This window comes from Zooshikella ganghwensis (assembly GCF_018263875.1).
Classification (GTDB): Bacteria; Pseudomonadota; Gammaproteobacteria; order Pseudomonadales; family Zooshikellaceae; genus Zooshikella; species Zooshikella ganghwensis.
The window spans coordinates 662,353-674,335 of record NZ_JAEVHG010000001.1; the positions used below are offsets into that span (position 1 = coordinate 662,353).

An 11,983-nucleotide genomic window follows, 5' to 3' on the forward strand; every position below is an offset into this window, starting at 1 on the left:
GTATCTGATTAGAGGCTATTGTAGGGGAAACTACTAAAAACTCCAACGGGAATTACTAAGATGCGTTCATATTACTTTTGAAAAGCGTGTTGTTTCATTATTTCTGGTTAAGTATTGGTCGAATACCATACATATATTGCGAATTAATAGTTGGCCTTTTGGGTTAACAGTAAGATTATCCTCATTAATAGTCAGCAAGCCATCCTCTGCCATCAGTTGTAAAGCGTCTAGCTCGTAAGCAAAATGCCGGTTAAAATCAATCCCAAACTGCTGCTCAATTTGCTGAGTGTTTAGCTCAAAGTGACAAATCAGCTGACTGATGACCTCTCTTCGCAGTGAGTCTTCTGTAGATAAAACAAAGCCACGCTGAAATGGAAAGGTGTTTTGATTGACCTGTTGGCTGTAGTTATCTAGCTTACTGTGGTTTTGCCAGTAAGTATCACCAACCTGGCTGATTGCAGAGCAGCCTAAACCAAGTAAGTCACACGCTTTATGCGTCGTATAGCCTTGAAAATTACGGTGCAGTTGCCCTGTGACTTTAGCTTCTGTCAGCTCATCATCAGGCAGTGCAAAGTGATCCATCCCGATATACACGTAACCAGCATTGATAAGGTGCTCAATGGTGTGCTTCAGAATAGAAAGCTTTTCAGCTGGTGAGGGTAGGTCTTTTTCACTGATACGACGTTGTGGTTTAAATCGCTCAGGGAGGTGTGCATAATTGAAGATTGAGAGACGATTAGGTGCCAGTTCAAGGACCTTATCTAAGCTTGTCAAAAAGCTTTGAGTGTTTTGATGAGGTAACCCATATATCAAGTCTACGTTCACTGACTTGAAACTTAATGTACGGGCAGCATCAATAACTGCTAATGTTTCTTCTTCGGTTTGAACTCTGTTTACTGCCTGTTGCACGACAGGGTTAAAATCCTGAATTCCCAGGCTAATTCGATTGAAGCCTAACTGACGCAAGTGGCCCATCGTTGCCCAGTCAGCTTCTCTTGGATCTATTTCTATTGAGTAATCAGCACTCGCATCATCAACAAGTTGGAAATAATCGTTTGTTTTTTCCATTAACTGTTGCATAAGTTCTAAGCTTAAGTAGGTAGGTGTTCCTCCTCCCCAGTGTAATTGTGTTACTTCTCGTTGACCAAAATATTCTGCATGAAAATGCATTTCGCGAATCAGGTTTTTAATGTAACTGACAGCCTGAGAACGTTGCTTTGTAACAACTTTATTACAAGCGCAGTAGTAACAAATATTAGCGCAAAAAGGTATATGAAAATAAAGTGAAAGAGGTGTATTTAGCTGCTTGCTTTGCTTTGCAGCATTCAAATAGTCAACCTCAGAGAATGGTGCAGTAAATTCAACGGCAGTAGGGTACGAAGTATACCTTGGACCGTTTACTGCGTAGCGGTGAATCAATTGACTGTCCCACTCAAGCGCTTGCACCATAATTAAAGCTGCCTCTCCTAATCATATTCAGGAGGTCAGTTTAGGTACGTTTGGTGTGGTTTGTCTTGATGTGCATCAAGCGCAATCTAGCTAGGTGCCAGTTAAAACAACTAATGCGACATATGATGTGTAATGGGGGTGTCATTATTTGGTAATAATGATTGAGTAATTGACATAAGCCAAGCTTGGTGAGGGCCGGGTATAGTCCAGCAACCAAAAAGAATAACAGAAATACCCAATAGCTGGCGAACACCATGGCTATTGAGCAAACGATGAAGCTGTTGAGCAAATAAACCTGAGGCTATCATGACAGGAAGTGTACCTAGTCCAAAGGCCATCATTAAGGTAGCAGCGTTCCAGGCACTGCCACTGGCAGCAGCCCAGGTTAGTGAACTATACACCAGTCCACAGGGCAACCATCCCCAAAGTCCACCCAAAACAAACGCGTGTTTGAATGATTTAAGAGGCATGAATTTTTGAGTGAGAGGTTTAATCTTCTGCCAAAGACGTCCACCAGCCTTTTCCAAATAGGTTAATCCACGCCACCAGTTTGCCAGGTATAGCCCCATTGCAACTAATAACAGTCCGGCTACAGTGCGTAGGCCTGTACCCAGCCCTAGCGACTGAATAGCCCAACCCAATGAGCCAAGTAATAAACCGGCCAGGGCATAGCTGATAATTCGGCCTAAGTTAAAAAGTGCAAGATAAATGCTTGAAGAGCTTCCTGAGGGAGTTGATAGTGCAAGTGCTCCCATTAAACCACCACACATGCCTAGGCAGTGACCTGCGCCAAATACCCCTAGCAGGAAGGCTGTGGTGAAACTACTAGCGTCAATCATTCGCTTTGTTTTCTGATGTTGATATTGATGTTGTGGTTTTTTGAGCAGAAGGTTCTTGATCAAAAAGGATGCTATGGCTTGGGCTTTCTAAGTCATCATATTGTCCATCATCAACTGCCCAGAAAAACGCCCACACAGCAACAGCTACAAAAATGAGTGCGAGAGGAATAAGTAAATAGATAATGTCCATAAATACACTTGTTCTCTTATCAGGGGACAGTCTCCAAAGGTGGTATTTGAGATGGTTGAGCTTGAGCAGTGCTGATGTTCAGAGAGCTGGTTGTTCGCGTCAAACGTAAAGCATTTGCGACAACAAGCAGTGAGCTGCTTGCCATACCAATGGCGGCCATCCAGGGCTGGATAATACCACAAGCGGCTAAAGGTAAAGCGACAATATTATAACTCAGTGCCCAGATTAAATTGGCTCGAATAGTATTACGGGTTTGTTTGGCAGTATCAAATACCGTGAGGAGACTGCTTAACTGGTTGTTTAGCAGGACAATATCAGAGGTATTTTGGGCTAAATCGCTACCACACCCCAATGACGCTGATACGTTTGCAGCTGCAAGAACGGGGACGTCGTTGATTCCATCGCCGACCATTAATACATTTTTACCCTGTTTTTGCAGAGTTTTTAGTTGGACAAGCTTATCTTCTGGCGTCATATTAGCTTGCCAGGATGATATTGACAGGGATTCTGCAACACGCTTAACGACAAGTGATTGATCGCCACTAAGCAAGCTAAGTTGCATGTTTTGCTGGTGTAAACCACTAATGGTGCGGGCGCTATCTGGCCGGAGGGTATCTGCCAGCTTTATCCAGCCTAACACTTCTTTTCTACTGGCAAAGAGAAGCCATTGTCCTGTTGGTTCTGGAGGCTCAAGTAAGGGAATGTTTAGCCATGAGCAAATGAATGCAGGTTTACCAACCCGGTATCGCTGTTCTGCTTGTGTTTCGATGCGCTTACTATGCATATTTGTTAGAGGGTAAGCGATACTGCCTTCAATACCATACCCTGGATGATTTGTGACATCTAGTGCACGAATCGGAGTTGTTCGTTCTGCAAACGTTTTAGCGATTGGGTGTTCAGAGTGGGCCTCAAGCGCAGCAACATAATCCAGGATTGCCTCTGCCGACAATGTCTTACTTGTGGGAATAACTTGCTCCAGAGTAAGCCTTCCTTCGGTAAGCGTACCTGTCTTATCAAAAACAATATGGTTCACATGAGTCAGTGACTCTAAGACGCGGCTGCCAGTAATTAATATCCCTTGCTGGTAGAGCTTTCCGGTAGCTGCAGTGAGTGCAGTTGGGGTGGCGAGTGAAAGTGCACAAGGGCAGGTAACCACCAGGACCGCGAGTGTAATCCAAAAGGCATCATCAGGAGTATGCTGTGACCAGTAGCTGTACACGCCTATCGCGATAAGTATCACTGCGCTTACAAAATGGCTAGCCACTCGGTCAGCGAGTTGTGCAATCAGTGGTTTTTGCTGTTGAGCTTGCTCCAGTAAAGAAACTATATGAGCCAGTCGAGTTGTTTGTCCGGTTGCTGTTACTTGAATATCAATGGCGTGCTCGACATTGAGAGTACCTGCTAACACGGTATCATTTACTTGCTTTGTAACTGGCAAGTACTCACCGGTCAGCATGGCTTCATTACAAGTGGTTCTTCCCTGGGTGATAACACCATCTGCAGGGATCGGCTCGCCAGGCTTAATACGCAAGGTGTAACCTTTTTCAACCTCTATTGCTGCTATGGTCTGTTCCTGTCCACTATCAACACGTGTCGCTTTGTCTGGCAAAAGTTTTAAGAGGCCTGAGCCATGTTGTGTTGTATGATGCCGTGCACGCATTTCCAGAAAACGACTGACTAATAAAAAGAAAGTGAACATACAAACAGAGTCAAAATACACTTCACCAGTACCTGTGAGCATAGCCCAGGTACTGGCTGTATAGGCTGCTCCAATAGCTGTCGCTACAGGGAAATCCATGCTTAAGTGACGTGCTTTGACATCTCGCCAGGCAGCTTTAAAAAAGGGTTGTGCAGCGTAAAATACGACAGGTGTTGCTAATAAAAAGCTAACCCAACGAATAAAATCACGGTAGCTGTCTTCCATTCCTTGCAAAGCACCAGCATAAAGTGCAATGGCATACATCATGACCTGCATGGTACTGATTCCAGCAATAGCTAAACGGCGAATAGATTTACGGTATTCCTGCTGGGCAAGCTGTTGTTGCTTATCCATAGAAAAAGGGTGTGGTAGGTAGCCAATATAAGCGATATGCTGCATGATTTCGCTTAATTTCAGCTGTTCTGGCTGGTATTGGATAAAGGCACGATGTGTCGTTAGGTTAACCGAAGCCTGCACAACTCCTTGCAGTTGGCTTAAGTGTTTTTCCAATAGCCAGATGCATGCTGCACATGTGATTCCTTCTATGCTTAGACTCACATGGTATTGACCGTCAGCCAGTTGCTTAACGAGCTGTTTTTGAAGCGCTTGACGATCATAGACAGTGTAATCGTTGACTAGGGACTTTTCTTGGTCTGGTTTTAGCGCTTGCTGTGTACGATATTGATAATAATGAGCAAGTCCTTCACCCGCTATAGCCTCTGCAACAAACTGGCAGCCAGGACAACACATCGGTTGTTTTTCGCCATCAATTTCAGCTGTGTAGGGTGGTGTTCCAGAAATAGGTGTACCACAGTGGAAGCATGTTAATTGGGATGGGATTGGGTCCGCCATACTACACCTGATAACTTAATCGCTTGCCGTTTTCATAGTGGCAGGCTGAAGCGCAACAGTAACCGAGGGGGTATCAATATAACTGCTACCAATTAAACGCCAGCCTTCTCGTTGCTCCTGTATATCCAGTGCTTTAGGCGTTTCCAAATGAATATAGCGCTTACCTTTTACCTCATGCGGTAAAAAGCCTTCATACTCATTATCCGGGTTGAGCTGTACGGGAAGCGTAATATCTTCATCCGGTAAAGTTGGAGAAATGAAGCTTAAGGTTAAAGCATGAGGCGCATTGGTCTTGGCTGGGGATAAAGTGACGCTTACCCGTTTCCGGCTGTTATCCAAGCTCACTGTTGCGGTGAGTCCCAGCGCTTGAGCATGGCGATCTCGTTCAAGCTCTTTTTCGATGGCCAGGCCTTCTTTGTAGTAGTCATCGACTACCAGCGAGTCCGCATGTTTAACGGCAATAACAATATAGGAGCTACCCAAAACGATGGCCAGCAGAGGAATAGCCAATAAAAAGCCTAGCCAAAAACGGCTATGCTTTTTATCTTCAGGAGAGAGCGATTGATTTTGTGCCATGGGGTTACTCTTTACTGCGAATTGGGAGCGATAAAGCGACTTTCTTGCGTAGTTCTAATTGTTTCATCATCCTTTGCCTGAACAGAAAAAACAAATGAGCTATTGGGCCGCTCTATCGCATCAGCTTTAACTTTGACGCGGATAGTGAGCTCTGCAACTAAACCACTTTCAACAAGCATGTTTTGCTTGGGTTCAATAACTGGACTATTTAAACCCTCAATATTTAACACAAACTGATGGGATTGATTGTCCATATTGGCCACTTTGACAGTGTATAGATTTTCAATATAACCATCTGAGGTAGTGTTGTATAAAGTGCTTCGGTCGCGGATGACTTCAAGTCCAACCGGTATACGGTCAGTAACGGTATAACTAAACATGCCAATTATGACAAGCAAGGCAACTAAATAGCCAATTAATCTGGGACGAAATAGGGTTGATTTTTCTCCTGCTAACGTATTTTGGGTGGTGTAGCTAATGAGTCCTTTGGGGTAGTCCATGCGGTCCATAATATTATCGCAAGCATCAATACAGGCCGCACAACCAATACACTCGTACTGTAGGCCATCACGAATATCAATGCCTGTAGGACAGACTTGCACGCACATCTGGCAGTCGATACAGTCACCTAAACCTTTTTGTTGGTAGTCAGCACCTTTTTTACGAGGACCTCTTTTTTCTCCACGCTGCGGGTTGTAGGAAACGATCAACGTATTGCTGTCGAACATGACGCTTTGGAAGCGAGCGTAGGGGCACATATAGATACAGACTTGCTCGCGCATCCATCCTGCATTGCCGTAGGTTGCCAGGGTAAAAAAGGCAATCCAGAAATAAGCCCAGCCACTGGCTTCGCCACTAAAAAAAGCAGGGATCAATTCACGAATGGGTGAAAAGTAGCCAACAAAGGTAAAGCCTGTCGCTAAGGCAATAAGAAGCCAAAGCGTATGCTTGGCTGACTTTTTCAGAAATTTCTTGCTGGTAAAGGGCGCTTTATCAAGTTTTATGCGCCTATTGCGATCACCTTCAGTGACTCGCTCAACCCACATAAATACCCAGGTAAAAACACTTTGTGGACAAGCATATCCACACCAAACCCGACCAGCCCACACTGTGATGAAAAACAGGCCAAAGGCACAAATAATAAGCAGCCACGACAGCAGCATAAAATCCTGTGGCCAAAAGGTCATTCCAAGAATATGAAATTTCCGTTCTGGCAAGTCAAACAGAATGGCTTGTCGATCTCCCCAGCTTAGCCAGGCCGCACCAAAGTAAAGGAGGAATAATAGCGTGCCACCGATGATGCGATAATTTCGAAAAACACCTTTGAACGCACGCGGGTAGATCTTGTCTTTTTTCTGATAAAGATCAACCACCTCGATCATTTCAGGTGCTTCACGGTCTTTTACATTATCTTGCGACATATCCTTGAGCCTGCTAAGAAACAACGTGATATAGGATGGTTTGGGCCAGACACTATGATTTGGCCAAGCTGCCTGACAATCTTAGAAATTGAACAGACAGCTGAGGAGGAGGCTTTCTTACTTAGCTTGTGTGGTTGTAGTACTTTCAGCTTCTTTAGCTTTTTGGCCCAAGCTGTAAACGTAAGTGGCTACTAGGTGCACTCGGTTTTCACCCAATACATCTTTCCATGCAGGCATGGCTCCATTTCGGCCATTGCGAATGGTGTACTCAACTTGATGCTGGGCACTACCATACAACCAAATGTCATCTGTTAAATTGGGGGCGCCAATATCATTGCTGATGTTGGCATTTAGGTAGCTGCCACGACCCTCAACGCCATGACATGCAGCGCACTTACCTATATAACTTTCTTTACCTTTAGCTAGCTGATCCTCACTTGCTTTAGTGTCGATTCCGCTCAGGGCGCGTACGTAAAGTGATACATTTGTCACTTCCTGATTAGACATAAACTGGCCCCAGGCAGGCATTTGCCCACGCCGACCTTCAAGCAAAGATTTTTTAATGGCATCTGCATCACTGCCAAACAACCAGTCGTTATCACTTAAGTTGGGGAAGCCGAAACGACCTTGCGCTGCAGAGCCATGACAAATCGCACAGTTGTTTGCAAAGATACGTTTTCCAATAGTGACAGCAGCTTCATTTTGAGCGAGCTCTGGGATAGGTGTGTTGGTGTACTGGTCAAATATAGGGCCATACTGCTCATCAATACGTTTGACTTCATTTTTATACTGCATGGTTGACGACCAGCCTTCAGGATATTGCTCTTTGGCGACCAAACCAAGGATACCATTGAACTTGCCAGGAAGAATGCCTGGGTAAAGCACCAGGTAGGCAGCACCAAACACAATAGTGGCCACAAATAAATAAAACCACCACTGAGGTAGAGGATTGTCATACTCTTCAATCCCATCAAAGCTGTGTCCCATCGTTTGTTCAGTGAGGGTGGGGCGCTGCCTGCGGCGCGTAGCAAACAACAACCAAACAATTAGTCCTAGGCAAGTCAGGGTGAGCACAAAAACCCACCCAGTCCAGAAATTACTCATGATGTTTTAGCTCCTGGTTGGCAGAATTTGGGCTAGCTAATTCATCCGCAAAGGGTAAATTGGCGGCTTCATCAAATTGTTTTTTTCGCTTACTGCTATAAGCCCAAAAGCACACCGCTAAAAAAGCGATCATGGCAAATACGGTTGCCAAACCGCGTAGTGTATTGATATCTATCATTACTCAGCTACCTCTTCAGTAGGGAGTGCTGAAGCGGGTTTTACACCACGTATGCCCCTTGGTACATAAGTGCCCAGGACCTGAAGATAGGCTACCAGGGCATCAAGCTCTGTTTTTCCTGCAACATTAGCAGCCGCTGAGCTGATTTCTTCATCAGCATAGGGAACCCCCACTTTACGCAGCGCTTCCATTTTGGCGGCAGTGTGTTTGCCATCTAGGACATTCTCTGCGAGGAAGGGATAAGCTGGCATAACAGACTCAGGAACAACATCTCTAGGGTTGATTAAATGAGCCCGGTGCCATTCATCAGAGTAGCGGCCACCGACTCGAGCCAAATCAGGCCCTGTGCGCTTAGAACCCCATAAGAATGGATGGTCATAAACACTTTCAGCCCCTAGTGAGTAATGCCCATAACGCTCTGTTTCGGCACGGAATGGACGAATCATTTGTGAGTGACAGCCTACGCAGCCTTCACGGATATAAATGTCACGACCTTCAAGCTGCAATGCTGAATAAGGCTTGACGGCGAGCTGAACGACCTCTTGTTTACCATCAGTGAGCTTTTGCTCATAGGCCATTTTGTTTTCTGTCAAAGCCTTATCAAAGAACAGAGGAACGATCTCAACCAGGCCACCAAAGCTAATGGCAACTATGATTAAAATCACCATCAGGCCAACATTTTTCTCTACAATGTCATGGTTTTTCATTGGTGTACTGCTCCCTTAAGCCATTTGTGCTGCAGCACGAACTTGTTCTGGATCAGACTCACTCACGGTGCGCCAGGTGTTGTAAGCCATAAAGAACATGCCAGCCAGGAAGAAGAGCCCACCTATTGTTCTGACAATGTAACCAAACTCACTGGCCTCAACAGACTCAACGAAGCTATACATCAATGTGCCGTCTTTATGCACAGCACGCCACATGAGGCCTTGCATAATACCGTTAACCCACATTGAGGCGATGTACAATACGGTGCCAATCGTAGCTAACCAGAAGTGAACATTAATAAGGTCTGTGCTGTACATTTTTTCCTTACCAAATAGACGTGGGATAAGGTGATACACAGCACCAATTGAAATCATGGCAACCCAGCCTAGCGCGCCTGAGTGCACGTGCCCAATGGTCCAGTCGGTGTAGTGGGATAGTGCGTTAACCGTCTTTATGGACATCATCGGACCTTCGAACGTTGACATGCCGTAGAAGGAAAGCGAGACCACTAAAAAGCGAAGAATAGGATCAGTCTGTAGCTTATGCCATGCGCCAGAGAGTGTCATCATGCCGTTAATCATGCCGCCCCAAGAGGGTGCTAGCAGGATAAGTGACATGATCATGCCCAGGGTTTGTGCCCAGTCAGGGAGGGCAGTGTAGTGTAAGTGGTGAGGGCCAGCCCAGATGTAAATAGCGATCAATGCCCAGAAGTGAACAATAGATAGGCGATAAGAGTAAACAGGGCGACCTGCTTGCTTAGGCACAAAGTAATACATCATGCCAAGGAAGCCTGCAGTCAGGAAAAAGCCTACCGCGTTGTGGCCATACCACCATTGAATCATGGCATCTTGGGCACCAGCATAGACAGAGTATGATTTCCACAGGGTCACAGGAATTTCCATATTATTCACAATATGGAGCAGGGCAATCGTGACAATGAATGCACCATAAAACCAGTTAGCAACATAAATATGTTTGGTTCGGCGCTTCATGATGGTGCCAAAAAAGACAATTGCATAGCAGACCCAGACCACGGTAATAAGGATATCGATGGGCCATTCCAGCTCCGCGTACTCTTTAGAAGTGGTAATGCCCAGTGGCAAGGTAATGGCGGCGGCGACAATAACCAGTTGCCAGCCCCAAAAGGTAAAGGCAGCTAGTGCGTTAGAAATCAAAGGCGCTTGACAAGTGCGCTGTACGACATAATAGGATGTCGCGAACAAGGCGCATCCACCAAATGCGAAGATGACGGCATTGGTATGTAAGGGGCGCAATCGACCAAAACTTAACCAGGGAATCCCTGCTGATAAGTCTGGAAAGACCAGCTCGGCAGCAATGAATACACCCACGGCCATACCAACGATCCCCCAAATGACCGTCATAATGGCAAACTGGCGGACGACCTTGTAGTTGTACTCTGTGTGGTTGGTTGCTGTGCTCATGTTACGGTTCCATAAGTTGCGACTTCCGGAATGAATACGGTGAAGTTGTGGCAGGTTGGTGAAGTGAAGGCAATAGGATGCGCTGAAGTCAGCTGTTGGTGTGACTTCAAAGAGAAGTTGGCAATTGTTGACTTACAAAGCAGGCACCTGAACAAACATGTGTTCAGCTTGTGTACCTCTACCAAAGCGCTCATCAGGTATATTATGTTGCTTGTTCTTTGCTAATAGTTTAGCCGTTGTTTTTGTGTATAGAGGGTCGGCTGATAATCTAATGGGCAACAGATTGTGTACGGTTACCGTTTTATTTCTTAGAGGTGACACGTACGTTAGCTAACAAAGCTTTTCTTAACAGCGTTAATTCTGGCTATTGATGTAACATAAGTCACAATGCGAACAGACTCGCTAAATAAGTATATAGGTCAGACTAGGTTCACTGTTTTAGTTGTTGCTAATTATTTCAAACTTCCCCCGGCGAGGCGCGAGGATACGCGCTGAGTACATTATATGTCAATATGGTGACGCTATTGCGACACTTTTTGGTAAGAATGACCTGTATTATATTGACATAAATCAAGACGTGACTATTGTGCCATAATTACCGCCTGTTGACAGTTTAAAACGCAGAAATATGAATAAAATATTTCCACTAAATGTTTTGTTGCTGTTGCAATGGCGTGACAAATTTTGGCTTTAAATAACGGCAATAAAAGTCTTAAGGCTATTGCTAAACAATCGGACGTGCATAATGTTCTCTGAAATACCAGCGTATTGGACATACTCTCAACAGGAAAACGCGCCTTGTTTTGTTTTTGCGCATGGTGCAGGTGCGCCTATGGATAGCCCATTTATGGCGTATTTTGCTGAGGCGATAGCCGCTCTTGGTGTAAATGTTATGCGTTTTGAATTTCCCTATATGGACCAGCGTCGACACTCTGGCAAGAAACGTCCTCCAGATCGACAACCGAAGCTTCTTGAGTGTTGGGAACATATGGTGCAACGGTTACACGCACAGCAAAAAGTAATCGTGGGGGGCAAATCGATGGGAGGCAGAATGGCTACGCTATTAGCGGCTAATGACAGCTTGCCTGCTAATGTTTGTGGTGTAGCCTGCTTAGGGTACCCATTTTATGCAGCTGGAAAGCGCGATAAACCTCGTATTGAGCATTTACAGACACTTACAATTCCAACGTGCATTGTGCAGGGTACTCGTGATTCCTTGGGCAATAAGCACCATGTACAAGACTACAGTTTGAGTCCAGCTGTAAAGATTCACTGGTTAGCTGAAGCTGATCATGACTTAGTTCCTAGCAAACGCAGTGGTTTTTCAAAAGACGCGTATTGGCAACAAGCTGCCAGTTGGGTAGCGCACTTTTGTCATGAAGCATGATTGGCTGCTATTACAGAGACAAGCTATTCGTCATTGGTTAACAGCTATCAGCGATTTTGTCATAATGCGGGCTTAAGCAAACCTACAGGGTGATGCTCCCCTGGTCATTAAGCCATAAAAAGTTAAAGCCATAATTGT

General features: G+C 45.2%; 11 protein-coding genes. 1 reads left to right on the forward strand and 10 read right to left on the reverse strand.

Annotated elements, in window-relative coordinates; genetic code table 11:
* Positions 1-66: 66 nt before the first annotated feature.
* From hemN to ccoN, 10 genes are all read right to left on the reverse strand, one after another.
* Positions 67-1,449, reverse strand: coding sequence for an oxygen-independent coproporphyrinogen III oxidase (hemN, locus tag KHS79_RS02975; protein ID WP_212716490.1), 1,383 nt, complete (start codon positions 1,447-1,449; stop codon positions 67-69).
* 110 nt (positions 1,450-1,559) lie between these two features.
* On the reverse strand, positions 1,560-2,288 hold the full coding sequence (locus KHS79_RS02980) for a sulfite exporter TauE/SafE family protein (protein WP_094786632.1): 729 nt from the start codon (positions 2,286-2,288) through the stop codon (positions 1,560-1,562).
* Complete coding sequence (gene ccoS / locus KHS79_RS02985) at positions 2,281-2,478, reverse strand: cbb3-type cytochrome oxidase assembly protein CcoS (RefSeq protein WP_094786633.1); 198 nt, start codon at positions 2,476-2,478, stop codon at positions 2,281-2,283. The genes KHS79_RS02980 and ccoS overlap by 8 nt, the downstream gene beginning before the upstream one ends.
* 19 nt (positions 2,479-2,497) lie before the next feature.
* Positions 2,498-5,029 (reverse strand): heavy metal translocating P-type ATPase, encoded by a 2,532-nt coding sequence (locus tag KHS79_RS02990; protein ID WP_212716494.1) that lies wholly within the window; start codon positions 5,027-5,029, stop codon positions 2,498-2,500.
* Positions 5,030-5,044: 15 nt separating this feature from the next.
* Positions 5,045-5,605, reverse strand: a complete 561-nt coding sequence (locus KHS79_RS02995) for a FixH family protein (RefSeq protein ID WP_212716497.1) — start codon at positions 5,603-5,605, stop codon at positions 5,045-5,047.
* Between the two features lie 11 nt (positions 5,606-5,616).
* On the reverse strand, positions 5,617-7,026 hold the full coding sequence (gene ccoG, locus KHS79_RS03000; protein WP_212716499.1) for a cytochrome c oxidase accessory protein CcoG: 1,410 nt from the start codon (positions 7,024-7,026) through the stop codon (positions 5,617-5,619).
* Between the two features lie 117 nt (positions 7,027-7,143).
* The gene (gene ccoP, locus KHS79_RS03005; RefSeq protein WP_212716501.1) at positions 7,144-8,130 is read right to left on the reverse strand and encodes a cytochrome-c oxidase, cbb3-type subunit III; all 987 of its coding nucleotides are present in this window, start codon (positions 8,128-8,130) and stop codon (positions 7,144-7,146) included.
* On the reverse strand, positions 8,123-8,308 hold the full coding sequence (locus KHS79_RS03010) for a cbb3-type cytochrome oxidase subunit 3 (protein WP_233468168.1): 186 nt from the start codon (positions 8,306-8,308) through the stop codon (positions 8,123-8,125). Before KHS79_RS03010 ends, ccoP begins: the two co-directional genes overlap by 8 nt.
* Positions 8,308-9,015, reverse strand: coding sequence for a cytochrome-c oxidase, cbb3-type subunit II (gene ccoO, locus KHS79_RS03015; RefSeq protein WP_094786638.1), 708 nt, complete (start codon positions 9,013-9,015; stop codon positions 8,308-8,310). Before ccoO ends, KHS79_RS03010 begins: the two co-directional genes overlap by 1 nt.
* A gap of 15 nt (positions 9,016-9,030) precedes the next feature.
* Positions 9,031-10,458: a cytochrome-c oxidase, cbb3-type subunit I gene (gene ccoN / locus KHS79_RS03020; protein ID WP_027706722.1), complete on the reverse strand. Its 1,428-nt coding sequence runs from the start codon at positions 10,456-10,458 to the stop codon at positions 9,031-9,033.
* A gap of 745 nt (positions 10,459-11,203) precedes the next feature.
* On the opposite strand from ccoN, the gene KHS79_RS03025 reads away from it, so the two are divergent.
* Positions 11,204-11,845 (forward strand): alpha/beta family hydrolase, encoded by a 642-nt coding sequence (locus KHS79_RS03025; protein ID WP_212716503.1) that lies wholly within the window; start codon positions 11,204-11,206, stop codon positions 11,843-11,845.
* The last annotated feature ends 138 nt before the right edge of the window (positions 11,846-11,983 follow it).